Origin of the sequence: Marinomonas algarum, assembly GCF_020532605.1 — a bacterium.
Taxonomy (GTDB): domain Bacteria; phylum Pseudomonadota; class Gammaproteobacteria; order Pseudomonadales; family Marinomonadaceae; genus Marinomonas; species Marinomonas algarum.
This window is the reverse complement of record NZ_JAJATW010000001.1, coordinates 308796-334694: the sequence shown is the minus strand read 5'-3', so window position 1 is coordinate 334694 and position 25899 is coordinate 308796. Positions and strand designations below refer to the sequence as shown.

Annotated in this window: 23 protein-coding genes; 11 read left to right on the top strand and 12 right to left on the bottom strand. The window is 45.2% G+C overall.

The features are described from left to right. Positions 1–2 precede the first annotated feature (2 nt). The 3 genes from LG368_RS01635 to LG368_RS01625 all read left to right on the top strand — a co-directional run bounded on the left by LG368_RS01635 (position 3) and on the right by LG368_RS01625 (position 4614). Positions 3–953, top strand: coding sequence for an isopenicillin N synthase family dioxygenase (locus tag LG368_RS01635; protein ID WP_226752975.1), 951 nt, complete (start codon positions 3–5; stop codon positions 951–953). 506 nt (positions 954–1459) lie between these two features. After that, positions 1460–2812 carry an NADP-specific glutamate dehydrogenase gene (gdhA, locus tag LG368_RS01630; protein ID WP_226752974.1) on the top strand — a complete coding sequence of 451 codons (1353 nt, stop codon included), beginning with the start codon at positions 1460–1462 and terminating at the stop codon, positions 2810–2812. Positions 2813–3030: 218 nt separating this feature from the next. After that, on the top strand, positions 3031–4614 hold the full coding sequence (locus LG368_RS01625) for an L-lactate permease (RefSeq protein WP_226752973.1): 1584 nt from the start codon (positions 3031–3033) through the stop codon (positions 4612–4614). Positions 4615–4768: 154 nt separating this feature from the next. On the opposite strand, the gene LG368_RS01620 is transcribed toward LG368_RS01625, so the two are convergent. Next, entirely contained in the window at positions 4769–6283 is a 1515-nt protein-coding gene (locus tag LG368_RS01620; protein ID WP_226752972.1) for an alanine/glycine:cation symporter family protein, read from the bottom strand. Positions 6284–6695: 412 nt separating this feature from the next. On the opposite strand from LG368_RS01620, the gene LG368_RS01615 reads away from it, so the two are divergent. Further along, positions 6696–7073, top strand: a complete 378-nt coding sequence (locus LG368_RS01615) for a COG4315 family predicted lipoprotein (protein WP_226752971.1) — start codon at positions 6696–6698, stop codon at positions 7071–7073. A gap of 75 nt (positions 7074–7148) precedes the next feature. On the opposite strand, the gene LG368_RS01610 is transcribed toward LG368_RS01615, so the two are convergent. The 6 genes from LG368_RS01610 to LG368_RS01585 all read right to left on the bottom strand — a co-directional run bounded on the left by LG368_RS01610 (position 7149) and on the right by LG368_RS01585 (position 13505). Further along, entirely contained in the window at positions 7149–7523 is a 375-nt protein-coding gene (locus tag LG368_RS01610; protein WP_226752970.1) for a DUF2750 domain-containing protein, read from the bottom strand. A gap of 131 nt (positions 7524–7654) precedes the next feature. Continuing rightward, the gene (locus LG368_RS01605) at positions 7655–8671 is read right to left on the bottom strand and encodes an adenosine deaminase (RefSeq protein WP_226752969.1); all 1017 of its coding nucleotides are present in this window, start codon (positions 8669–8671) and stop codon (positions 7655–7657) included. 81 nt (positions 8672–8752) lie between these two features. Beyond that, on the bottom strand, positions 8753–9820 hold the full coding sequence (locus tag LG368_RS01600; RefSeq protein ID WP_226752968.1) for a BMP family ABC transporter substrate-binding protein: 1068 nt from the start codon (positions 9818–9820) through the stop codon (positions 8753–8755). A 131-nt stretch (positions 9821–9951) separates the two neighbouring features. Further along, positions 9952–10884 carry an ABC transporter permease gene (locus tag LG368_RS01595; protein WP_226752967.1) on the bottom strand — a complete coding sequence of 311 codons (933 nt, stop codon included), beginning with the start codon at positions 10882–10884 and terminating at the stop codon, positions 9952–9954. Between the two features lie 9 nt (positions 10885–10893). Then, positions 10894–11961, bottom strand: a complete 1068-nt coding sequence (locus LG368_RS01590; RefSeq protein ID WP_226752966.1) for an ABC transporter permease — start codon at positions 11959–11961, stop codon at positions 10894–10896. After that, positions 11958–13505 (bottom strand): ABC transporter ATP-binding protein, encoded by a 1548-nt coding sequence (locus LG368_RS01585; RefSeq protein ID WP_226752965.1) that lies wholly within the window; start codon positions 13503–13505, stop codon positions 11958–11960. The genes LG368_RS01590 and LG368_RS01585 overlap by 4 nt, the downstream gene beginning before the upstream one ends. Positions 13506–14046: 541 nt before the next feature. On the opposite strand from LG368_RS01585, the gene LG368_RS01580 reads away from it, so the two are divergent. After that, positions 14047–14718, top strand: coding sequence for a TIGR01621 family pseudouridine synthase (locus LG368_RS01580; RefSeq protein WP_226752964.1), 672 nt, complete (start codon positions 14047–14049; stop codon positions 14716–14718). Positions 14719–14764: 46 nt separating this feature from the next. Next, positions 14765–15817, top strand: a complete 1053-nt coding sequence (rlmM, locus tag LG368_RS01575) for a 23S rRNA (cytidine(2498)-2'-O)-methyltransferase RlmM (RefSeq protein ID WP_226752963.1) — start codon at positions 14765–14767, stop codon at positions 15815–15817. A gap of 95 nt (positions 15818–15912) precedes the next feature. Here rlmM and LG368_RS01570 read toward each other — a convergent pair whose 3' ends face one another. The 5 genes from LG368_RS01570 to gatC all read right to left on the bottom strand — a co-directional run bounded on the left by LG368_RS01570 (position 15913) and on the right by gatC (position 21216). Beyond that, positions 15913–17577: a L,D-transpeptidase family protein gene (locus LG368_RS01570; RefSeq protein ID WP_226752962.1), complete on the bottom strand. Its 1665-nt coding sequence runs from the start codon at positions 17575–17577 to the stop codon at positions 15913–15915. Between the two features lie 10 nt (positions 17578–17587). Beyond that, complete coding sequence (locus LG368_RS01565) at positions 17588–17860, bottom strand: YkgJ family cysteine cluster protein (RefSeq protein ID WP_226752961.1); 273 nt, start codon at positions 17858–17860, stop codon at positions 17588–17590. Between the two features lie 147 nt (positions 17861–18007). Further along, the gene (gatB, locus tag LG368_RS01560) at positions 18008–19453 is read right to left on the bottom strand and encodes an Asp-tRNA(Asn)/Glu-tRNA(Gln) amidotransferase subunit GatB (protein WP_226752960.1); all 1446 of its coding nucleotides are present in this window, start codon (positions 19451–19453) and stop codon (positions 18008–18010) included. Then, positions 19450–20916, bottom strand: coding sequence for an Asp-tRNA(Asn)/Glu-tRNA(Gln) amidotransferase subunit GatA (gene gatA, locus LG368_RS01555; RefSeq protein WP_226752959.1), 1467 nt, complete (start codon positions 20914–20916; stop codon positions 19450–19452). Before gatA ends, gatB begins: the two co-directional genes overlap by 4 nt. A gap of 12 nt (positions 20917–20928) precedes the next feature. Further along, complete coding sequence (gene gatC, locus LG368_RS01550) at positions 20929–21216, bottom strand: Asp-tRNA(Asn)/Glu-tRNA(Gln) amidotransferase subunit GatC (protein WP_226752958.1); 288 nt, start codon at positions 21214–21216, stop codon at positions 20929–20931. A 237-nt stretch (positions 21217–21453) separates the two neighbouring features. On the opposite strand from gatC, the gene LG368_RS01545 reads away from it, so the two are divergent. The 5 genes from LG368_RS01545 (at position 21454) to rng (ending at position 25897) form a co-directional block, all read left to right on the top strand. Continuing rightward, positions 21454–22497 carry a rod shape-determining protein gene (locus LG368_RS01545; protein ID WP_226752957.1) on the top strand — a complete coding sequence of 348 codons (1044 nt, stop codon included), beginning with the start codon at positions 21454–21456 and terminating at the stop codon, positions 22495–22497. 70 nt (positions 22498–22567) lie between these two features. After that, the gene (gene mreC / locus LG368_RS01540) at positions 22568–23350 is read left to right on the top strand and encodes a rod shape-determining protein MreC (protein WP_226752956.1); all 783 of its coding nucleotides are present in this window, start codon (positions 22568–22570) and stop codon (positions 23348–23350) included. Beyond that, complete coding sequence (gene mreD / locus LG368_RS01535; protein ID WP_226752955.1) at positions 23347–23820, top strand: rod shape-determining protein MreD; 474 nt, start codon at positions 23347–23349, stop codon at positions 23818–23820. The genes mreC and mreD overlap by 4 nt, the downstream gene beginning before the upstream one ends. 21 nt (positions 23821–23841) lie before the next feature. Then, positions 23842–24450: a Maf family protein gene (locus LG368_RS01530; protein ID WP_226752954.1), complete on the top strand. Its 609-nt coding sequence runs from the start codon at positions 23842–23844 to the stop codon at positions 24448–24450. Then, positions 24443–25897, top strand: a complete 1455-nt coding sequence (gene rng, locus LG368_RS01525) for a ribonuclease G (protein WP_226752953.1) — start codon at positions 24443–24445, stop codon at positions 25895–25897. Before LG368_RS01530 ends, rng begins: the two co-directional genes overlap by 8 nt. Positions 25898–25899: the final 2 nt, after the last annotated feature.

Below are 25899 nucleotides of genomic sequence, written 5' to 3'. Positions count from 1 at the left end.
TCATGTCTATCCCTCTCATCGATTTGTCTAAACTGACGCATTCAAGTGACGCCATTCGTCAAAATGAAATACAAGCGTTGGACACAGCTTGCCGAGAAATTGGCTTCTTTTACTTGGTCAATACCGGTATTTCGGCTGAATTAATGTCTGCGCTGATGCGTGAAGCCAAACGTTTTTTTAACCAACCTCAAGCAGTAAAAAATGCCATTGACATCAAAAACAGCATTAATCACCGTGGATATGGCAATATTGGCGAAGAGCAGTTAGACGAGGTAGGCCACGCGGATTGGAAAGAAACATTCGATATGGCGTTGGATTTTCCAAGAGATCATCCTCTGGTGGCCAAATACCCAAATACGTATGGACCCAATCAAATTCCATCGGACCCTAAAACGCTGGAAGTGTTGCAAGACTACTACGTTGAGGCGTTTCAAGTCGCCCAAACCTTGTTAACGGCTATGGCGCAAGCGCTAAAGCTTGAAGACGACTTTTTTACCCGTTGTTTTCAAAATCACGTCACCGTATTACGCATGATTCATTACCCACCGCGTCCTGTCAGTGAGCACGATAATGGTGCCGGTGCTCATACTGATTATGGTTGCGTGACGTTATTGTTACAGGATCAAGTCGGTGGTTTGCAGGTCAAAAATAGACAGGGTGAATGGTTAGACGCCACGCCTATCGATAATGCGATTGTGGTGAATATTGGCGACTTAATGCAGCGGTGGACCAATGATGAATACGTCTCCACGGCACACCGAGTGCGAGCCTCTTTGCCGGATGTGCATCGCTACTCTTTTCCATTTTTTGTTGAACCTGACTATGAAACCAACGTGGAGTGTGTGCCAAGCTGTGCCACAGAAACCACCCCCGCTAAGTATGAGGCGATTTTGAGTGGTGACTGGATTCAGTCGCGCTTTGATGCGACGTATGCTTACCGAGAAAAAGTATAACGACCGCTTTCGCCCATAGGCTTTTCAGTCCCACGTTAACACTTTTCTTTATTCGTCTTCTTGCACTTCTTTTCTCTTTTCAACCGATACTTCTTTTGTAGGAGGTATCGGTTTCAAACGGTCTATTTCAACAAAAAACAGAAAGAGAATTCTTCTGTTCAAAACCGCATTCTTAGCGAGTTATTTTGCATAACATGAAAAAATTCAGAATTATCCGCTTTTTCCTGTTTCCAAAAGCAATTTAAATTCAATACATTATAGATTTTCTATATAGTGATGTGCATTATTTTAGTGCCATCTGAATTATTTTGCTTTAAATTTGTGCGAAAATAGGTTTTGGTTTATTTTTGATCCATATGCTGTATTTGTCTGATTAGTAATGGTTTTTTAAGAGTTTAGATCCTTGTTTTAATCGTTATAGACCCATTATGCTACCAAAAGACCTTTCCTAAATTAAAATGCACAAAAATGTTTCACTTTCATTATTGACTAAGGACTAAGCGTTAATGACCTATATTCGCCAGACGATTACTGACCTGCAAAGAACGAGCCCAGCCCAATGTGAGTTTTACCAAGCGGTTGAAGAAGTGTTGGATTCTCTCTCACCTGTTTTAGAAAGCAATACACGTTATCAAAAGGAAGCCATTATTCAACGCATGGTGGAACCTGAGCGTCAGTTGATGTTTCGTGTGCCGTGGGTGGATGATCAAGGTAATATTCAAGTGAACAAAGGATATCGCATAGAGTTTAACTCCGCTCTTGGGCCTTATAAAGGCGGATTACGTTTCCACCCCAGTGTTAACGCAAGCATTATTAAATTCTTGGGCTTTGAGCAAATTTTTAAAAACGCCTTGACAGGTCTTCCAATTGGCGGCGGTAAAGGTGGTGCTAATTTTGACCCTAAAGGGCGCTCTGACGGTGAAATCATGCGTTTTTGCCAGTCTTTTATGACCGAGTTATATCGACATATAGGGCCGACAACAGACGTGCCTGCCGGTGATATTGGTGTGGGTGCCCGCGAGATTGGTTACATGTTTGGCCAATACAAACGATTAACCGGTCGATACGAAGGCGTATTAACGGGTAAAAGTCTCCTATGGGGCGGCTCCTTGGCGCGAAAAGAAGCAACGGGCTACGGTGCTGTTTACTTTGCTCAGTATATGTTGGAAGCACGTGGAGACTCGTTGCAGGGCAAGAAGTGCGTTGTGTCAGGGGCGGGCAATGTTGCGATCTATGCGATTGAAAAACTGTATCAATTAGGTGCGACTCCGGTTAGCTGTTCAGATTCTCGTGGTACTTTGCACCATGATCAAGGTATTGATCTTGCTTTATTGAAAGAAATCAAAGAAGTACGTCGTGCTAGTTTGAAAGAATACTTAGACACACATCACGACGCACATTATATTCCTGCGACGGATTACCCTGAGGGCGGTCATTCGGTCTGGCATATTAAAGCCGAGGTTGCCTTCCCTTGTGCTACACAAAATGAACTGACGGAGCAGGACGCAAAAACGTTACTGGAAAACGGTTGTATTGCCGTCAGTGAGGGGGCAAACATGCCGTCTACACAAGCCGCTGTCGATGCTTTTATTGAGGCTAAGATCGCTTATGGTCCGGGCAAAGCAGCAAATGCGGGCGGTGTTGCAACCAGTCAGCTAGAAATGGCTCAGAATGCGAGCATGCAAACTTGGTCGTTTGAAAAGGTTGATGAGAAATTAAAAGTCATCATGAAGAATATCTTTGATGCGGCCAATGAAACGGCTACCGAGTACGGTCAGCCAGGTAACCTTGTGGTTGGGGCAAATATTGCCGGGTTTAAGCGGGTTGCAGACGCCATGATAGAGCAGGGTATCGTTTAAGCGTTTTTCTTTAGAAGAACCGAAAGCAAACTAAGAATAAAATGCTAAAAAGGCGGCTCATCGTGTATGAGCCGTCTTTTTTGTGATTTTTTATGCCAGTTTCTCGTGTTTATATCTAATATAGTGATGAAAAATTGTGGTCAGTGTTAGAATGGCGCGCAACTCTTGCAAGACCTCCCACACAATGGGAGTTTGCGCTTCACTTATCAAGGAAAAGCATGAATACTTTAGTCTCTGGTCTACCTATTTTACTTCTCATATGGGCGATGACAAAACGCAATGCGGTTCCTTCGCATATTGCTTTGCCTGCAACGGCTATTATGGTTGCACTCATTCAACTCTTTTTATTTGATGCAGATGTTCAATTATTAAGTGCAAACGTGGTGGCTGGTGTGTTGTCTGTTTTGACACCTATCTCTATCGTGGCCGGTGCTATTCTATTAAATCGAATGCTGTTTTTTTCTGGCGCAGAAGCCATATTGAGTCAGTGGCTAAAAAGTATCAGTGGTAACAAAGTCGCTCAGTTAATGATCATCGGTTGGGCGTTTGCTTTTATGATCGAAGGCGCATCAGGTTTTGGTACACCCGCAGCCATTGCAGCCCCTATTTTGGTTGGGCTCGGCTTTCCTGCGATCCCTGTTGCCATTTTTGCTTTGGTCATGAATTCCGTTCCTGTGTCATTTGGTGCAGTTGGTACTCCTATTTGGTTTGGTTTATCGGCACTGCCCTTGACTGAAGTACAACTTATAGCTATCTCAAAGCAGACAGCATTATTAAACAGCATCGCTGCTTTGATCATTCCTTTTATCGCTTTGCGCTTTCTTTTAAGTTGGCAAGAGATACGCCAGAATGCGTTTTTTATTGTGCTGAGTGTATTGTCTTGTACTGTGCCTTATGTTTTGTTTGCGCAATGGAACTATGAGTTTCCTTCTTTAATTGGTGGTGCGATTGGTTTGGCTTTCAGTGTCTTTTTTGCCAAAAAAGGATTGGGCCTGAGCGCACAAGTTGGTGCGGCCGAGGCTGTTAAGTTGGTGACATTTCGAGACGTCGTGAAGGTGTTTCTACCGTTTGCTCTGTTGATTTTGATTCTTATAGTAACGCGTATTCCACAATGGGGCGTGAAAGACCTATTAAATACTCTGTCGCCTTTGTTTTCCTTTCAATTTGGTGAAACGGCTTTTGCGGTGAGCAAAGCGCTGGTATTGAGCATAAACGGTATTTTAGGCACCGAGGTCAACTGGCAATATAAGAGTTTGTATGTGCCAGCCATCATTCCTTTTCTTATCGTTTCGCTAATTTGTATCCCTTTATTTGGTATGTCACGACATTTGGTTGCGAACTCTTTCCGCGATACTGGAAAGCGATTGTTACTGCCGATTTTGTCTTTAATAGGCGCTTTGGTGATGGTGAAATTAATGATGCAGGGTGGCGACAGTGCCCCCATGTTGCTGTTGGCTCAGGCATTTGCCAATTTACTTGGGGATTACTGGGGGTATGCCGCTGCATTATTGGGTGGATTGGGGTCTTTTTTCTCAGGGTCAGCGACCGTTTCAAATATCACTTTTGGCGGCATTCAGCTGGGGATTGCAGAAGAGGTGGGATTGCCTGTAACGCTTGTGCTCGCATTACAGTCGGCAGGGGCTGCGATGGGGAATATGGTGTGTATTAACAACATCATTGCTGTGTCGACGATTTTAGGGATTAAAAACCAAGAAGGGTTTATTATCAAACGAACAATTATACCAATGTTATTTTATGCGCTGGTGGCGGCTATGTTTGCTGCAGTGAGTTTGTATTGGTGATCAAATCAACAATGATAAAGTCAACAGTGATAAAGCCAATAAGCGTCATGCGTGCTTTCTCTTTTATGAAACAGTGAGCATGAGACAAGAAAGGGACAGCAGTGTGTTTGCTGTCCCTTTTTTTAACGTCTAAACGTTTTACATAGATACAAAGTTACTTTTTAGCGTTTTTCTGAGCTTGTTGCTCTTCGTAACGTTTTTCCCAAAACTCTGCACCCTTAATGCCAAGGGCTTTCGGGTTGAAGGTGTATTCTTTAACGCCAGCTGCTTTTTGCTCTTCGTAATCGCGTAATGTTTTCATCGTTGGACGAGACATAAAGAAGATGGCAATAATGCCCACAATATTCAACCAAGCCATTAAGCCTACACCCACGTCACCAAGATTCCAGATGTAACCTGCTGTGTTAACGGTACCGTAGGCAACCATGAACATAATGAGCAGCTTAACCAGAGTCAGCGACACGTTCATTTTCAAAGCGCGACGAAGGTAAGCGACATTGGTTTCTGCGATATAGTAATAGGCTAAGATCGTTGTGAAGGCAAAGAAGAACAGGGCAATGCCTACAAAGATGGGTCCAATGTTACCGAATACGCTGGCCAGTGCCATTTGTGTAAAGGCAGGAGAGGCAATAATGGTAGAAGGATCAACGTTTTGAACAATAAACTGACCATCAGGTAGAGTGCCTTGAATATTGTATTGTTGAGTAATCAAAATCATCAGTGCCGTCGCCGTACAAATGAACAGAGTATCAACATAGACAGAGAAGGCTTGAACCAAACCCTGCTGTGCAGGATGCTGAACTTCCGCTGCGGCGGCTGCGTGAGGTCCTGTACCTTGACCCGCTTCATTTGAATATACGCCTCGTTTTACACCCCAACCAATCGCGGCACCAAAGCCTGCTTGAGCCGTGAAAGCGTCGGTGAAAATCATACCGAAAATGCCTGGCACTTTATCTAGGTTAAGGAAGACAACAATCAAGGCCATAACGATGTAGCCAAGTGCCATGAAGGGTACGACGACTTGAGTAAAGCCTGCAATGCGTTTGATACCACCGAAAATGATGAACGCCAGTACAAGTAAAATAACCGCTAAGGCAACTAACTTGGTCGAGCCAACATCACCAAAAGAGCTTGAAACAACCGTGCCTTCACCAAACACTTGTACCACAGCATTACCAACAGAATTGGCTTGAATGCCTGGCAAGAAAACACCACAGGCTAGGATAGATGCAAGAGCAAACAACACCCCCATCCAACGATGACCAAGGCAACGCTCAAAGTAATACGCCGGCCCGCCACGGTATTGGCCATTTTCACTGACTTTATACAGCTGGCCCAGTGTGGATTCAGCATAGGCTGTACTGGCACCCAGAAAAGCCACTACCCACATCCAGAATACGGCACCGGGTCCACCAAAACCAATGGCCGCGGCAACCCCTGCAATGTTACCGGTACCAACACGACCAGACAGAGAAACTGCGAGTGCTTGAAAGGAAGAAATCCCTTTATCAGATTCATTTGAATTAAACAAAAGTGAACACATTTCTTTGAAATGACGCACTTGCGCGAAACGTGTCAAGATGGAATAGAATAGGCCTGCGCCTAAACAGAGATAGATTAGAGCAGGGCTCCAAATGACTCCATTTAAGAAATCAATGAATGCTTGCATAGATAGTCCTTGATTGTGAGTAGCTCTTTTGAGCTTTTTTTTTTAATTTTAGGTTTGACGTAGACGATTGCGGCGAAAGACAGATCTGTGTCTGCAAAAGCGGCTGCTATTAGGCTGCGCGGTCTGGCATTACAGGTAAGTTTCGTACAAAGAGTGCATCTACGGAGTCAGAATCTATCATGAAAAAAAAGCCAGATCTATTTCTAATCCCTCAATATTGAGTGCTTTCTTTTGCAAAAAAAACCATTATGCAGAACTATATCTTGCTGAAAGAGTGAAAAGCCATTTTATCGTCTTTTTAATGATGGCATACATCCAAAAAAGCCTTTATTTCGTTTAAATCATGGAACAACCAGATAATTAAAAATAACCAACTAAAATCCGTGACAAAATCATTTAATGGAGCACACAAATGAAGTTAACAATTAAAGCTGCAGCGATGGCGGCTTTGCTGTCGCCAGTCATGTTGAGTACTGCCGCGCACGCAGATGGCCATATGTCACACAGACTTACCGATCAAGCAGGAATGACGCTTTACACATTTGATAAAGACGCTGGTGGGCAGTCTAATTGTTACGACGGTTGTGCTGTTAAATGGCCACCTTACGTTGCGAAAGCAGGCGACAAGCTCATTGAAGGCTTAGGTGTCACTGAGCGTAAAGACGGCACCATGCAGTGGACATATAAAAATGAGCCTCTTTACACCTGGGTAGGTGATAAGAAGAAGGGTGACGCGACTGGTGACGGCAAGGGGAATGGTACTTGGCACATCGCTGAAAAAGCGCATTAATACCAAAACTCAGAGTACTTGAATGTAAAAAGCTTTGGGCGTACGCTCAAAGCTTTTTAGTTTTAAAGCCATTTTTTATTTACTTTGTATGTCTGTGCTTTGTTCTTGAGCAGATGAGACAATGCATTCACCGGCTAGGTTGGGTGCAACACCTACCGAGAAGCCATCCTTTTCCATGCCTGGAAGCCATTTTTCCAACCAATCAACCGCTGTAATCTCGAGTGCTTCAAAGCCAATATGGTCTTTTTGTGCCCAAGACGAGGCAAGTGTCTGGTTTGGCCAAATAGGCAGCACTTTATCATTACCAAGATCAATAATGAGACAACCCTCTGGGTCTGCCAGTGTCCACACCGCATGGCCTTTTTTGATGTGTGAGAGTACCTGGTTGTATCGATCACTGCTGGGTAAACGGTAAAAAGTGTCGTCAAACTGAGGGGCTGGCACGGTCATAGGATGGTCTCGATTAGAAAAAACGCCATATTATCACATTCAGTAATAAAACGATGACGTATTATGTTGGCGTACGGTGAGTGGATAAACAGTGACCAACACACCCTACGTTCAGTCATCCAGAAATGGGATCAGTCGAAAAGTGCGTTAAGCGTATTGAGGTGAGTGGCTTTCTCTGAGTCTGTCATCCAGCTGCCCAAAATACCATTTTTAGCGAGCAGATACAGTTGCGCCTTATTAATCTGGGTCTGGCGGATAAGAGCGGCATAGTTGTCATTCATATAGCCACCAAAATACGCGGGATCGTCTGAATTGACGGTCGCATTTAAACCGAGTGCTAGCATCTTTTGTATTGGGTGGTTTTTCATATCGTCAACCACACACAACTTTAGGTTCGATAAGGGACAGACGGTCAGGGTTAGGCCACGATGCTTGATGTCTGCTACTAATTCATCGTCTTCTAAAGCACGATTACCGTGGTCGATACGGTCGACGCCAATAGCATGGATAGCCTGCCAAACGTATTCCGGCGGTCCTTCTTCGCCAGCATGAGCTGTGACATACAGTCCCAATGCTTGGCACGCTTGAAAAACGCGCAGAAATTTTTCTGGTGGGTGTCCAAGCTCTGAGCTGTCCAATCCAACACCATCGAGCCAGTCTAGGTAAGGTGTTGCTAGGGCTAATGTCTCAAAGGCACTTTCCTCCGTTAAATGTCGCAAAAAAGACATAATGAGTTTGGAGGTCATTCCCCATTGTTGCTTTGCATCCTGAAGTGCACGATAGATGCCTTTAATTTGTACATCAAATGCAACACCGCGAGACAAATGTCCTTGAGGGTCGAAAAAAATTTCGACATGTACCACATTTTCACTGTGCACCTTGCTAAGGTACGCCATAGTTAGGTCATAAAAGTCAATTTCATGCAAAAGCACAGACATTCCTTGATAGTAAAGGTCAAGGAAGTCCTGCAAGTTAGTAAACTGGTAGGCTGACTTAAGGTCGTCGATGGTGTGGTATTTTAAAGTAACCTGATTACGGCGTGCTATCTCAAACATCTGTTCAGGCTCGAAAGTGCCTTCGATGTGTAAGTGGAGTTCGGTCTTTGGCATCGCCTGAGAAAGTGCGATGAGTGTGTTTGTCGTGTCCATAAAGCGACCCTCGTAAAGAAAAGCGGTGGAATATACAGCCAGTTGTACTGGCTGTATAGCTTATGTTATCGACTTTACTGTTTAGCGAGGAATTTCGTCTGTAATGCCTTCAACGTACCAGCTTACTTGAGCCAATTCCACATCAGTCAAGGTATGGCCTTCTGGCACAACAAGGTTGCCTTTATTGTCCTTGATTGGGCCTGTGAATGGTTTAAATTCACCGGACTTGATCATGGCTTGAGTGGCGTCTATTTTTGCACGCACGTCGGTCGGCAGATTTGGGTTAATAGAGGCAAGAGTTAACATATCATCTTGAAATCCACCCCAAAAATCTTTCGGTTCCCAAGTGCCATTCATGACGGCTTTGGTTTGCTTGATGTAGTAAGGTGCCCAGTCATCACGTACAGAGAAGATATGCGCTTCAGGTGCGAATTTACTTTGATCAGACGCTTGGCCGATACCACGTAGGCCTCGTTTTTCCGCTGCGATTAATGGCGCTGGGCTGTCAGTATGTTGAATCAATACATCAACGCCTTGATCCATTAACGCATTCGCGGCATCGGTTTCTTTGCCTGGATCATACCAAGTGTTGGCCCATACAATTTTGATTTTGATGTCTGGATTAACGCTTTTAGCGCCCATGTAGACGGCATTGATATCACGGATAACTTCTGGAATGGGGAAGGAACCAATGTAACCAATGGTGTCTGTTTCCGTCATCATGCCTGCAGTGACACCAGAGATATAACGACCTTCATAGGTACGAAGTGTGTAGGTTCCCAGGTTTTTAGACTGCTTATAGCCTGTTGCATGCTCAAACGTTACGTTTGGAAAGCGTTTCGCTGCTTTCACGGTCGGGTTCATAAAACCAAACGACGTGGTAAAAATGAAATCGTTGCCGGCTTTAGCCAATTGAGTAATGACGCGTTCAGCATCCGCACCTTCTGGAACGTTCTCAACATAGGTTGTTTTGACCTTGTCACCAAAGTATTCCTCTAGACCTTTACGGCCCATGTCATGCTCATAGCTCCAGCCTAAATCACCCACTGGGCCGACGTAAACAAAGCCTATTTTTAACGGGTCTTCTGCTTGAACCATGGTGGTTCCTGCAAGAAGTCCTAAACCAACCAGTAAACTTTTAAGTTTCATTGCTGCTCCTTTTGCCACTGAGGCAGTTATTATCATAACGATTGTAGTAAACGGTTTTTAAACAGTACGCATACAGGATTTATCTGAAAGCGTACGGTAGTGTATTTTTAAGTGACCTTTAAGAGACTTTATTACGCCATCTGCCTTGGGTCGAAAGGCTTACCTAAAGACCGAGGCGCCAGTAGTTTTTCTTTGAACTTATCGGCACTGATAATCACCATCACAACGACGGTGGCTACGTATGGCAACATGGCCAATAAGTTGGGCGAAATTGACCAACCAAGGCCTTGTAAAACCAAGTGCATAATACTGGCCAAACCAAACAAATAAGCACCCAGCATAATACGACCCACACGCCATGAGGCAAATACAACCAGAGCGAGAGCAATCCAACCACGGCCTGCGGTCATGTTCTCCACCCACATAGGGGTATAAACCAATGACATGTAAGCACCGGATAGCCCTGCCATTACACCACCAAACATGACAGCCAGATAGCGAACCCTAAGCACTTTAATACCAATGGCATTGGCGGCATGGGGGTTTTCACCTACGGCTTTGAGTGTTAATCCAATGCGTGTTTTATTGACAACAAACATTAAAATAAAGGCCATCATAAAGGAACTGTAAACAAGAATGTCATGTTGAAACAGAATGCGGCCAATGAAAGGAATATCCGACAGTAAAGGTAAGGCGATTGGCTTAAAGCCTTCAATGGTTTGACCGACAACACTGGAGCCAACAAACGCGCTTAAACCTGTGCCAAAAATCGTTAGCGCTAACCCCGTTGCGACTTGATTTGCGCCCACATGCAACACTAAAAATGCAAAAATCAAACTCATAATGCTGCCCATTATTATGGCAGCTATGACACCTAACCCCGCATTTCCTGTGCTGTAGGCCGCTAAAAAACCGACAACCGCACCCATCAGCATCATGCCTTCTTGGCCAAGGTTAAGTACGCCAGACTTTTCACAGATTAACTCCCCTAGAGCAATGAATAAGAGCGGGGTGCCTGTTTTTATTGCGGCAAACAAGATTTGTATAATGAGATCCGAATCCATAATAAGGCCTTAATTTGTCGCTTGATTGGTAAAAGATAGGCGGTTGTTAATAAAGAAATCACACGCCAATAGGAAAAATAATAAAACCCCCTGAAACATACTGACGACAGCCACGGGTATGCCCATCTCAATTTGGGCTAAATCGCCACCCATGTAGAGTACCGCCATAAAGGCAGCGGCGATAATGGCACCAATGGGGTGTAAACGTCCTAAATACGCGACAATAATGGCGGAATAACCATAGCCAGGTGAGACGTTAGGAACGAGTTGGCCAATAGGGCCTGCCGTTTCACCAATGCCTGCTAATCCTGCTAGTGCGCCTGCAAACAACATAACGAACCAGCTCAATTTTTTGCCATGGAAGCCTGCGTACCTTGCTGCAGGCTCATCGGCACCAAAAACGCGAATTTGAAAGCCAAGATGGGTTTTAGTCAGAATAAACCAGCCAACGACACCCGCCAACAGCGCAAATAGGATCCCTATGTGAGTTCGGCTGCTTTCAAAAATAGTCGGCAACAGAGTCGCGTCAGAAAACATCGCCGACTCTGGGAAGCCGTATCCCTGCGGGTCTCTTAAAGGTCCATGAACCGCCCAAATAAGCAAATACAGGGCGATGTAATTAAACATAATGGTGGTGAGTATTAGGTTGGAATTAAAACGCAATTTTAAAAAGGTGGGGATAGCAGCCCATACCATGCCTGAGACAACGCCTGCTAATAACGTAATTGGAAGGGCAAATATGGATTCTGATTCTACAAAATACAGCGCCATAGCCGAGCCACCTAACGCTCCTGCTAAAAGTTGCCCCTCAGCGCCAATATTCCACATATTAGCGCGGTAACAGAGAGATAGGCCAACAGCACATAATAGAAGAGGGCCCATTTTGACAAACATTTCGCCAATATTGTAACTGTCTGCAAGCGGCGCGATCAGCAAAACTTGCAAGGCTTGAACAGGGGATTTCCCGATCGCGCTGAATAAAATACCGCCAAAAATTAAGGTCAGTACAATCGCTAACAATGGCGACACGAACTTCATCAATGCGCTTGGCTCGGTACGAGCTTGAATGCGGATCATGCTTGAGCCTCCTGTGGTTGATGTGTGTTTATAAAAGTCCCCGCCATCCACTGTCCTATTTGATCAATGTTGGTGTGCTCTGTTCTGACTACGGGAGATAAATACCCATCACACACGGCAGACATGCGATCGGCTAACAGAAACAGTTCATCAATGTCTTCGGAAATAAGTAAAATAGCCGCCCCTTTATCACGCAATTCAAGCAATGCTTGGTGAATGGCCAGCGCCGCTCCAACATCGACCCCCCATGTTGGGTGCGCACAAATCAATACGTTAGGGTTTTGACCGATCTCACGCCCCATAATAAATTTCTGAAGGTTACCGCCACTGAGGCTCTTGGCTTCAGAGAACTCACCATGACACTTTACTTTGTATTTGCTAATCAAGGATTTGGTGTAGTCTTTAATGCCTTGCCAGTCAACCAAGCCCGATTTAATAAAGCCGTCACTGTGTGTTAAAAGCGCATTTTCACTCAAGCTCATATCAGGTACAGCACCACGTCCTAAGCGTTCTTCCGGCACATAAGCCATACCCAATCTACGCCTTTCACCAGCATGCAAATGGCCAATGGGCTCACCCTTGAGGTGTAGATGGTTTTTAACATTGCGTTCGTCTTCCCCGCTGATCACCGCCATCAATTCGTCTTGACCGTTACCTGCTACCCCAGCTACGCCGAGTATTTCGCCCGCTTTCAGTTCAAACTGAATGTTTTTTAGGACGGTGCCAAAAGGCTGTTTAGAAGGAAGTGAGAGATCATCAACGTGAAACACAGTAGTCGTGCCTTCTCGCTTCACATAACCGGCTTCTTGATCTGCTAGATCACCGACCATCATTTTAGCAATAGAAGCAGGGGTTTCTTCATTTGGCACACAGGTGTCTACCACCTTACCTCCACGTAAAATCGTGGCTTTGTGGCAAATTTCGGTGACTTCGTGCAATTTATGGCTGATAAACAAAATACTGCAGCCTTCTTTTGACAGGGTCCGCAGTACATCGAATAGTCCAGCTACTTCCTGTGGCGTCAGTACAGACGTTGGTTCATCAAGGATCAATAATTTCACCGATTGCACGAGACAGCGCATGATCTCGACGCGTTGCCTTTCACCAATAGACAAGGTGTGAACATAGCGAGTGGGATCAACGTTAAGGCCGTAGGCTTGAGACAGTTCGGTAATTTTAGCGGCGAGGTCACCAATTTCGTGCAGTTGAGTTTTACTAAGACACAGCTCAATGTTTTGACTGATGGTGAGTGTCTCAAACAAGGAGAAATGCTGAAAGACCATGCCAATGCCAAGATCACGGGCAATGGAAGGAGATTTTATGACCACCTCTTTTCCGTCCCAGAGGATGTCGCCTTTGTCCGGAGACACCACGCCATAAATGGTTTTAACTAGGGTACTTTTTCCCGCACCATTTTCACCGAGTAATGCGTGAATTTCACCGGGCATAAGGGTCATGCTGATACGGTCATTCGCGAGGCAGCCTGGATACTGTTTCGTAAGCTTGACCAGTTCAAGGCGTGATACCAAATGTTGTTTTTTCACTTTGCTGGTACCTTATTGTTATCAGTAGAGCAGATATAAAAGCGCATGTTAGAACTCATTAATTAAAAATACTCGAATAATATAGGAAATTGACTGTCATTGCGCACAAAATGTGCACCAAAATAAACCTAAGCTTGTTTAACTTTGGTGCGAAAATCGTTGAATGCGCTCATTTATTTGACCGATCAGTTAAACTTTGTCTTTTTGTGATGCATATTGTGAAGTCAATCAATTATCATGCCAAGCATTATTAACAAAACCGCTAAACTGATGAGTCTTTGCTAAAATGGCGTATGTGAGTGTCTTCTGTGCCTAATAAATTGTTTCAATGACGAGATTTATTAGGCAAAGGTGTGTGTTCTCTGTAAAATCCGATCCATTGTCGATTTAGGTGCATCATTTTATCAAGCGATCGTTGATTTGTAGCATGCCCAATCGAATATATTTCTCTCTTTGTATTGACATATGAGTTGTCCACTTTCTCTGTGGATAAACTTGTTGGCTAATCGATTTTTCCTTTATATTTCGTGATGAGGCTGTTTTGATCTCCGTTGTCTTTCAATCCAATGATTATTGGGTGATCCATAAACCGGCGGGTATGAGTTTTCACGCTGAATCTGAAACGCTTGGTGTTATGCAAAGCTTGGCTGAGGCTTATCCAGAGCAAACGTTTTACCCTGTTCACCGTCTGGATAAGATGACGTCGGGCTTATTAATTGTCGCTTGTCATGCGAAGGCGACTGCAACCTTTGGTGCTATGTTTGAACAGCATCTAGTAGAGAAGCGTTACATTGCGTTGTCGGGGAAAAAACCAAAGAAAAAACAAGGAACCATTCGTGGCGGTATGGTGCCCAGTCGTCGAGGTCAGTGGAAGCTGACAAAGACGCAAGAAAATCTCGCCATCACAGAGTTTTTTTCTTCTTCTTTTCAAGGTCTTAGAGCCTTTTTTTTGCGACCTTTGACCGGCAAAACCCATCAAATTAGAGTGGCTCTAAAAAGCATTGGTGCGCCAATTTTAGGAGATACTCGCTATGGCGGTGGCGCCGCTGATCGAGGTTACCTTCATGCCTATTGTTTGCGCTTTGAATGGCAAGGGAAGAAGTGCGAGTATATTTGTCCACCAACAGGGTCTTTGTACTTTTCAACAGCGTTTGCAGAGTTTGTAAAGGTGCACTTTGATGACACACAATTAAAGTGGCCATCTGATAAATAATTTAAATTGCTTACCGATCAATAGGGTCGGGTAAGAAGGGATATTGATGAAAAATGTTTTAGTTTACTGTCGTCAAGGCTTCGAGAAAGACTGTGCGGCTGAGTTGTCAGAAGTGGCCAGTGTTAGAGGCTTTTACGGCTACGCGAAGGTTGTGCCGGATTCGGGCTTTGTTGTGTATAACTTGGATCAAGACGATGCGGGTGAGTCGTTAATACAACAGTTAGATTTTAATCGACTGATTTTTGCGCGACAAATTATCGCCGTTAATGATGTCATTGAATTAGAGCAGGGTGGTCGTGTTGAATCCTTGCTTGAGGCGGCCAGAGCCTTGCCGTTAGCCGAAGAAATATGGATTGAAACAGCCGATACCAATGAAGCAAAGTCCCTATCAGGTTTGATTAAAAAACTGGATAAACCGCTGCGCGAAGGCTGGAAAAAATCGGGTGTATTGCGCAATAAAGCTGTTGGTGTTCGACATCATGTGTTTATGTTGGATGGTAATGCGGCGTACTTAGGCGTGTCTTATGCCGTGTGTCGCAGTGAGTTTCCGATGGGCATTCGTCGCTTGCGGTTTCCAGCCGCAGGCCCAAGTCGATCGACGTTAAAACTTGAGGAAGCTTTTTTACAGTTTGTGCCAGAGCGAACCTTAAGTCGTGATCTCACCGAAGGAATGACAGCCGTTGATCTAGGGGCAGCACCAGGTGGTTGGACCTACCAGTTTGTTAAAAAAGGCATTCATGTTATTGCTATTGATAATGGGCCTATGCAAAAGGAATTAATGTCTACGGGGCTGGTGGAGCATGAAAAAGCCGATGGCTTCAAATATGAGCCACCCTACACAGTGGATTGGTTGGTGTGTGATATGGTGGAGCGTCCTATTAAGGTGGCTGAGTTAATGGCGAAGTGGTTAGCCAATGGCTGGACACGTCGTGCTGTTTTTAATCTTAAGTTGCCGATGAAAAAACGCTACCAAGAAGTGGTGTTATGCCTGGAAGCCATTGAGTCCTTATTGAAAAAATCGGGTGTCGGTTACCAGTATCAAATCAAACATCTATACCATGATCGTGAAGAAGTCACCGTGTGTATCATGGTCAAATAATCCAAGATTCTCATCATTGACATAAAAAGGCCCCTAAACCTGAAGTCACGGTTTAGGAGCCTTTTTTATTTACAACGCTGATTCCTAAAGGGGAGCTATATAGAGTCTCTAGCCTTAAACGGTGAGTAGCCCATGGCTTCCTCCATTAATAGGTCTCTTTCGTAGACATCGTTTCTAAATTCCAGCATACCATTGGCATTAGGTACCACGGTGAAATACACCAAATACACAGGCAGGTAGGTTGGTAAAGAGATCACTGTATTGCTTCCGGTCTGCATCGCTTTATTCATTTCTTCAAACTGCTTAAAGCCTTTAGTCAGTTCCCTGGCGAATTCATCTGGGTTTTCCAAACGAACGCAGCCTGAACTAAAAGCACGATCTTCTTCGCGAAATAAGTGTTTTGCCGGTGTGTCGTGAAGATAGATGTCATTTTTGTTAGGGAACATAAACTTATATTGTCCTAACGCGTTACTTTCGTCCGGCTCTTGTTCAAAACGATAAGACAGCTGATCCTCTTCGATCGCATTCCAATTGATTTTAGTCGAATCCAGCTCTTTTGCCCCTATGCTCCAGCTTGAATACACTTTGTAGCCATGTTTCACCAAATAGTTAGGGTTAGCCTGCAGTTTGGGGAGTAAGTTTTCTCGGGCAATGCGATGAGGAATGCGCCAAGTAGGGTTGGCAACCATGTAGGTCATGGTGCCTTTGAAAACAGGTGTTTTACGGTCTTTTTTGCCAATCACGGCTTTCATTGAGGTGCGTTCACCGTTAAGAAACATGTCTACTGTATAGCTGGTTAGGTCTACCCAGACACGGTTCGCTTCCAGTTCGCTGGGCATCCAGCGCCATCTTTCAAGATTGTAAGCGATCTGTTTTGCACGCTCTTTCAATGAGACGTTCAACATCTGAATGGTTTTTGAACCAGCGGCACCGTCTGCTGTTAAGTGATGTCGTTGTTGAAATCGAATCAAGGCTTCTTTGAGGCGTTGATCAAATTGCTCTTCATTCACTTTACGAGTAGAAAAACGTATGTCGCCAAGTTGAACCAACCGGGCTCTAAGTTGAGCAACGCGTGGACCTTCGTCGCCTGCTGTCAGTGGTACGCCAGCACTGACGAAGATGTCGTTTTCTTTTTTGGCAAGATCTTGGTAGTACACCAGCCATTTTTGCAACACCTGATACTGTGGGTTACGCGGTGTTAACAAAGGCAATGAGTTCACCATATCGGTGGCAGATTCAATGTAAAGTAAGTCTTTCCAAATAGTGTTGGGGGCGTCGAGTTGCCAGTTTGGGTCGATCAATTGTGGTTCGTAGCGGCCGTTGCTCAAGTCGTGACTGTAGCTTGCAAGGGCGATGGTCGCGATCACATCCATCTCAGCCAACTGTTGTGGTGTAGGTTGCTTTAGGTCGAGGTATTCTTTGAGAACCCCTGCGTGATAATGAATCGGGTTGAGTCCATGGGTGTAGGACTGCTCCAATATGTCGACTAACTTGTAAATGGACATATTGATGGTTTTGTTTTGGATCCAGATCGGCTCGTAGCTTCTGCTTGCGTAGGCGTCAAGAACGGTATTATTAGGTAATGCTTGTCCCGCTACAGGGGTAAAAGCGTTAAGAGTAATCAAAACTTGCTCTTTTACACTGCTCTCTATTTGTGACTCACTGGGTGGCACCACAACAAACTGAGACTTATTAGAAGATGAACAGGCGCCCAACAATAAGCTGACACATACTAAAGGGATAAAATGTTTTAAAGCCATGAATGCTTCCTTAATGTTGAGCGGGGCGGATGGGGTTCGTGTCGTCTTCCATTTTAGATAAAATACGTATGGCGTCTTTCTGAGAGTCTCCGCACACATACTTTTCTGCTGTAAAGTTACCACAGACTTTAGGGCGGTCTGGATCGCCAAAGATAGCACAACGAAAATCTGCCAGTAATTGAACGCAAGGCTCGCCTGCTTTTTTACCATGCGGCATTCCCGGTATCGGAGTGCTAATGGATGGCGCTGTACAGCAGGCACCACAGTGTGGTCGGCATTGCATAATAAAATTCCTTTTCGTGGTCACTGGTTGGTTTTCTGAGTGATCAAAGGTTATCGGTCAATATGTTGAATGCTTTAAACGTGAAAGCCACACCACACGATAAGGTGCAGCATGGCTTTTCGTTAAACATAGCTAAGAGCGCTACTGTTAGCCTTTAAGCATTCTGGCCAGGATAGGATTTACCATACCTGGGTTGGCTTTGCCTTTAGAGGCTTTCATGACCTGACCGACAAAGAAACCAATCATTTTCTTTTGCTTATCTTCGTCAGAGGCGCGGTATTGCTCTACTTGTGCGGCATTGGCATCTAGAATGCTCTGGATCATGGCTTCAATGGCCCCGGTGTCTGTGACTTGTTTCAGGCCTTTTGCCTCGATGATGTCATCGGCTGAGCCTTCACCTTGCCACATAGCCTGCAATACGTCTTTGGCGGTTTTACCATTGATGGTGTTATCTTTCACACGCACCAGTAGTTCACCAAAGGCGTTGGCGGTCACAGGAGAGTTTTCAACATCCAGTTGGTCCTGATTGAGTAATTTACTCAGTTCACCCATTACCCAGTTGGCGGTCAGTTTTGCATCCTTCACCACACCATAAGCCGTCTCGAAGTAATCGGCCATCGCGCGAGATGACGATAACACGCTGGCATCGTATTCACTCAAGCTAAAATCACTTTGGAAGCGCGCGGCTTTTTGGCTGGGTAATTCAGGAAGGCTGGCTTTAATGTCATCCACGTATTCTTGCGTTAACACAACGGGTAGCAAATCTGGGCAAGGGAAGTAGCGGTAGTCGTTAGCATCTTCCTTTGAGCGCATGCTGCGTGTTTCGTTTTTCTCGGGATCATACAGGCGTGTTTCCTGGATGATGCGACCGCCGTCTTCCAAAATATCGGCTTGGCGTTCGATTTCGGTATAGATGGCTTTTTCAATAAAACGAAACGAGTTGACGTTTTTGATCTCGGTACGAGTGCCATATTCTTGTTGTCCCTTTGGACGCAAAGACAGGTTAATATCGCAACGCATTGAACCTTCGGCCATGTTGCCATCACAAATGCCGAGATAGGTGACAATAGAATGGATCATTTTAACGTAAGCCACGGCTTCTTTTGCAGAGCGGATATCCGGCTCAGAAACGATTTCCAGCAAGGGTGTACTAGAACGGTTAAGGTCAATTCCCGTCATGCCTTGATAATCTTCGTGCAAAGATTTTCCTGCGTCTTCTTCAAGGTGGGCGCGGGTAATTCCAACACGGGATGTGGTGCCGTCGTCTAGGGTAACGTCAAGGTAGCCTTTGCCAACAATAGGGTGATCCATTTGACTGGTTTGATAACCCTTAGGTAAATCCGGATAAAAATAGTTCTTACGAGCAAAGACTGACGTCATGCCAATTTCTGCGTTAATAGCGTGACCAAACATGACCGCCATGCGCAGTGCTTCTTTGTTGAAGACAGGCAGCGCGCCTGGCATACCAAGATCAACCAGTGTGGTTTGGGTATTTGGTTTTGCACCAAATCCTACTGCCGCACCAGAAAATAATTTAGATTTGGTAGAGAGCTGAGTATGAATCTCAAGGCCAATGACTACTTCCCAGTTCATGCTTGTGCTCCTTCTGGCAGGGTCGGTGTTTGTAGGTGCCAGTCCGTTTGCTGTTGGTACTGGTGAGCAATGTTTAACAATTTGGCTTCTGCAAAGTAGTTGCCCATGATTTGTAAGCCGACTGGCATACCATCAACAAAACCTGCAGGCACAGACATGGCTGGGATACCGGCTAGATTAACCGACAAGGTGTATATGTCTTCAAGGTACATGGCGACGGGATCGCTGGTTTTACTGCCAAGACCGAAAGCGGTCGTTGGCGCAACTGGCCCCATAATAACGTCTACGTCTTTTAATGCATTGACAAAGTCTTCTTTGATCAAGCGACGAATCTTCTGTGCTTTTAAGTAGTAGGCGTCATAGTAGCCTTCTGATAAAGCATAGGTGCCCACCATGATGCGTTTTTGAACCTCGGTGCCAAAACCCTCTGCACGAGAACGCGTGTACATGTCTATCAAGTCTTTTGGGTCTTCGCAGCGATGACCAAAGCGAACGCCATCAAAACGTGAAAGGTTTGACGAGGCTTCTGACGGTGCGATCACATAATAAGCTGGGATGCTTAATTGCAAGTTTGGTAAGGAAATGTCTTTGATGGTTGCGCCAAGCTTTTCAAACTCTTTTACAGCCGTCGTAATGGTTTTCGCTACGTTAGCGTCCAGACCGTCACCAAAATACTCTTTTGGCAAGCCAATGGTAAGGCCGGTAAGCGGTGCGTTCAAGTTCGCCAAGTAGTCGTCGTTGAGGGTGTCTGACGAAGTTGAGTCCTTGTCATCAAATCCTGCCATGGCTTGCATCATGTGCGCACAATCCTCGGCACTCTTTGCCATAGGGCCGCCCTGATCAAGACTGGAGGCGTAGGCAATCATGCCGAATCGAGACACTCGACCATAGGTCGGTTTTAATCCGGTTATGCCACAAAAGGAAGCGGGCTGACGAATAGAGCCACCGGTATCAGTTCCTGTTGCAGCAACGGCTAAGCCTGCTGCAATGGCCGCCGCAGAGCCGCCAGAGGACCCTCCGGGTACTTTGTCAAGGTTCCAAGGGTTTTTAACAGCGCCGTAATAACTGTTTTCATTGGATGACCCCATGGCAAACTCATCCAGGTTGGTCTTGCCAAGCATAACGCCACCGGCTTGTTGAATGCGGCTGGTCACTGTGGATTCGTAAGGCGGAATAAAATTGTTGAGCATTTTTGAACCGCAGGTCGTTAACGTGCCTTCGGTGCAAAAAAGGTCTTTGTGAGCAATGGGGATACCGGTCAGGCTGGTGGCATTGCCACTGGCGATGCGCTCATCCGCCGCTTTGGCTTGTTGTAACGCCAGTTCATCGCTCACAGTGATAAAGCTATTAAGCTGGGGGTCAATCTGTTGGATACGATCGAGGAATAGACGAGTCAACTCAACGCTGGAGACTTCTTTGTTGCGCAACTGTTGCGCAAGGGTGCTGATGCTTTGTTTGAACATAGTGGGCTCTCGTTATTCAATCACTTGTGGAACTAGAAATAGACCGGCATCTGTTTTGGGCGCGTTTGCTAAAAACGCATCACGACGATTTTCTTCTGTGACGATATCCTCACGAAGGCGCTGCGTCATTTCAAGCGGGTTGGACAGAGGCTCGACACCATCGGTATCAACAGATTGCATTTGTTCAACCAACGCTAAAACACTAGAAAGCGAATGCTGGTATTGGTCTACATCGTCCTCAGTAAGGGCGAGGCGAGCCAAGTGTGCTATTTTTTGCACGTCTTGTTTGTCTATGGACATGTTTCACCTGATTCCTTTATCAATCGTAAATGGCTTTCATTGTATCTCTTCAAGTTATGGCTATAAAGCGCACCAACTCAAAAACACAGCTTATTTTACATTTATTAAAAATATTTTAGTAAACAAGGGAATACAGAAGAACTTTTTAAACATTTACGCGGAATCAACTTGCCCAATGGTCCCGTGGTTGTTACATTTTGGCACTGTTCGTATCGTATTATCAGGGTGAAAAAATTCATGTTTAAGAAAGTCAGGGGAATGTTTTCAAGCGATTTATCAATCGACTTAGGAACGGCAAACACCCTTATCTACGTACGTGGTCGCGGGATTGTGCTTGATGAGCCTTCTGTTGTTGCGATTCGCCATAATGGCAACCAAAAAACAGTCGCGTCAGTGGGTACCGATGCCAAACGCATGTTAGGTAGGACGCCGGGGAACATTACCGCGATTCGCCCAATGAAAGACGGTGTTATTGCCGATTTTCACGTGACAGAAAAAATGTTGCAGTATTTTATCTCTAAGGTACACGAAAACAGCTTCCTAAAGCCCAGTCCAAGGGTTCTAGTGTGTGTGCCGTGTAAGTCGACGCAGGTTGAGCGTCGAGCCATTAAAGAGTCTGCTCTTGGTGCGGGTGCCCGTGAGGTTTACATTATTGAAGAGCCTATGGCTGCGGCGATTGGTGCAGGTTTGCCAGTGGCTGAAGCATCCGGATCTATGGTGATCGATATCGGTGGTGGTACAACAGAAATTGCCATTATTTCGTTAAACGGCATTGTAACGTCTGAATCTATTCGAGTCGGTGGAGACCGTTTTGATGAAGCCATTGCGACCTATGTTCGTCGTCAATACGGCAGTTTAATCGGTGACGCAACGGCAGAGCGTATTAAGACAGAAATTGGTATGGCGTACCATACCGGTGAAGAATTACAAATTGATGTGCGCGGTCGCAACTTGGCAGAGGGTATTCCTCGTATGTTTACTCTGCACAGCACAGAAATTTTAGAAGCGCTTCAAGAGCCTTTGGCGCAAATTGTTCAAGCAATTAAAGCAGTGTTAGAGCAATCGCCACCCGAGTTGGCCGCAGACATTGGTGAAACGGGTCTTGTTTTGACCGGCGGCGGTGCTTTATTACGTGAAATCGATCGTTTGATCAGTGAAGAAACAGGGTTGCCTGTTATTATTGCTGACGATCCATTGACCTGTGTGGCGCGTGGTGGCGGTATGGCATTAGAAATGATGGATAAACACACCTCTGAACTCTTTACAGCGGACAACGAGTAAGTATTAGGAGTGTGTCATTAACAGTTCGCTTCCTTTTAACGGCAAGATATCAAGTGCACGGTTTGTTGTCTTGTTTCTGTTGTCGATAGCGATGATTGTTGCGGATGTGCGCTATGCCATGTTCGCAAATGTAAGGCCTTATCTTACGTTGTTTGTGACGCCCATACAGGTTGTCGTAAACACCCCGCAAAAAATGCTCAACTGGGCTGGCGAGCACCTTGCCAGTCGAGAAGAGCTGGTCAAAGAAAACCAAACACTCCAATCTGAGATTCTTTTGTTGCGCAGTCGTCAACAGCGGCTTGAGTCGTTGCAGGCAGAAAATGTGCGCTTGCGTGAATTGTTGGATGCGTCTCAACGGGTCGATGAGAAAATTGTCATGGCCGAAGTGATTGGCTTTGATCAAAATGCCTATAGTCATAAATTAATGATCGACAAAGGTTTTTCTTCAGGCGCCTATGTGGGGCAACCTGTTTTGGATGCGACGGGTGTTTTGGGGCAAGTAGTAGAGATGTCCGCTTACAGCAGTCGGGTGTTGTTAATTGCCGATGCCAGCCACTTTATACCTGTGCAACTGGCGCGAACCGGTTTTCGAGGGATATTACGTGGTACGGGCAGTCTAAAGCGTCTACAGCTCATGAGTGTACCAAGATCGGTGGATATCAAAAAAGGCGATATTTTGACCACGTCGGGACTGGATGAGCGTTTTCCAAGTGGTTATCCCGTGGGTGTTGTAAGGGGCGTTAAATACACGCAAGGTGAGGCTTACGCCGATGTTGACGTGGTGCCATTAGCGCAATTAGGGCGTAGTCGTCACGTTATGTTGATTGAAAAGCCTGAGGCGGAAGCACAATGAAATCGGTTCTAGTCTTTGGTATGACCTTGCTGGTTGCTTTAATGCTTGAGGCGATGCCATTTCCAGAAGGGTTTGTTTGGTATCGACCTGAATGGGCGTTGTTGGTCGTTTTATACTGGGTCATTGCACTGCCTTTTCGTGTTGGTGTGGGCTCTGCTTGGTTATCTGGTTTGATGGTAGACCTGCTTCAGGGCGGTATTATTGGTCAACATTCGTTAACGTACGTCATTATTGCCTACGTATGTGCGGTTTTTTATAAGCGCTTAAGAATGTATCACCCTTGGCAGCAAGGGGTATTTATTTGTTTATTGGTCAGTATTAATCAATTATTGGATTTTTGGATAGACCACTATGTGGGTCATGCGGAGCCGACGCTAATGATCTTTATGCCGGCAGTGATTACTGGGTTATTGTGGCCTTGGTCATTCATTATCTTGCGCAGTGTGCGCCGCATGTATGCTATCCGTTAAAAACGTTTTAAAGGAAAGTTTATGCTTGTTTTGGCTTCCGCTTCGCCGAGAAGAAAAGAATTACTCAGTCAGCTGGTAAAAGCGTTTACGGTTTTGCCGGCCGATATAGATGAGACCCCCCTTCAGCAAGAACCACCTAAAGACTACGTGATTCGAATGGCCGCTGAAAAAGCTCGGGCTGCTGTTATGAAGTATCAACAAAATGACGATCAAGCGTCTTCTGTTGTCTTTATTGCGTCAGACACCAGTGTTGTAGTGGACGGTCATATTCTTGGTAAGCCGAGTTCGCTAGAAGACTCCCGAGGAATGTTGCGACGTTTATCTGGTCGTACTCATCAAGTGTTGACTTCTTTATGTCTGACTGACTTGAGTGGAGAGCAACAAGTGAGTGTTTGTGTGACCAATGAGGTGTCATTTCGAGCAATTTCTGATGTAGAAATAGACCAATATTGGCGAACCGGTGAACCTCAAGACAAAGCCGGTTCTTATGCGATCCAAGGTTTGGGTTCTGTTTTTGTTCGTTCTATTTCAGGCTCTTATTCTGCTATCGTTGGATTGCCCTTGTTTGAAACAGCGCAATTGCTTGCTCAATTTGGAATCCATTCATTAGAGGATATGTCCCATGAATGAAGATGTACTGATTAATGTGACGCCGATGGAAATCCGCGTTGCTCTCGTTGAAAATGGCGTATTACAAGAAGTCTATATTGAGCGTTCTAGCCGCAAAGGCATTGTGGGTAATATTTATCAAGGCAAAGTCGTCCGAGTATTGCCAGGTATGCAAGCGGCTTTTGTTGATATTGGCCTAGAGCGAGCGGCTTTTATTCATGTTTCCGAAGTGGTGAGTCGGGATGCAGTTAACCCAAGTGATCAGATCGGTGATTATCTACGAGAGGGTCAGGCCTTGGTGGTGCAAGTCACCAAAGACCCAATTAGCTCAAAAGGAGCGCGTTTGACCACTCATCTGTCTATTCCTTCGCGCTATTTGGTGTACATGCCGGATCAAGCTCATGTGGGAGTCAGTCAGCGAATAGAAGATGAAGTAGAGCGTGACCGACTAAAATCGCTTGTCTCAGAAGCATTAACGGACGCTGATGAAACCAGTGGTTATATTTTAAGAACGGCTGCTGAAAGAGCGGGCGAGGAAGAGATTTTAGCGGATATTAAGTTTTTGACCCGTCTTTGGCAGTCTGTTAAGCGACGCATGCAAAACGCCAAGGCACCGTCTATTATTTATGAAGATCTGCCTTTGCACCTTCGTACCATGAGAGATTTAGTTGGTTTAAGCACTGAAAAGATTCGTATCGATTCGAAAGAGAATTACGCTAAGTTGCGCGCTTTCGCTGAAGATTTTATTCCAGAGTTAAAAGAGCGTATTGAATATTATCCGGGCGAACGTCCTATTTTTGACCTTTACAGTGTCGAAGATGAGATTCAGAAAGCCCTGGATCGAAAGGTTCAACTAAAATCAGGCGGTTACTTGTTGGTTGAGCAAACCGAATCAATGACCACCATCGATGTGAATACGGGCGCTTTTGTCGGCAGTCGAAACTTAGAAGAAACAATTTATAAAACCAACCTTGAGGCGGCAACAGCGATAGGCCGGCAGTTAAGACTGCGTAATTTGGGTGGCATCATTATCATTGATTTCATCGACATGGAAGACGATGAGCACAAACGTCAAGTGTTGAGAATGCTTGAAAAAGTGCTTGACGTTGACCATGCCAAAACAAAAATCACGGGAGTTTCTGAGTTAGGTTTGGTTGAAATGACACGTAAAAGAACCCGTGAAAGTCTAGGGCAAACCTTGTGTGAGCCTTGTCGATCTTGTCGAGGCAGTGGTTTGGTGAAGACGCCAGAAACGGTGTGTTACGAGGTGTTTCGCGAAATACTGCGGGCAGATCGAGCTTACAATTCACAAACTTATTCCGTTTTGGCGGCCAGTTCGGTGGTTGAGCGGTTTTTGGATGAAGAGAGTGCAGCGGTTGCGGAGTTAGAAGCCTTTATCGGTAAGACGATTCATTTTCAGGTGGACTCTGTTTACACGCAAGATCAGTATGATGTTGTACTTAGGTAACG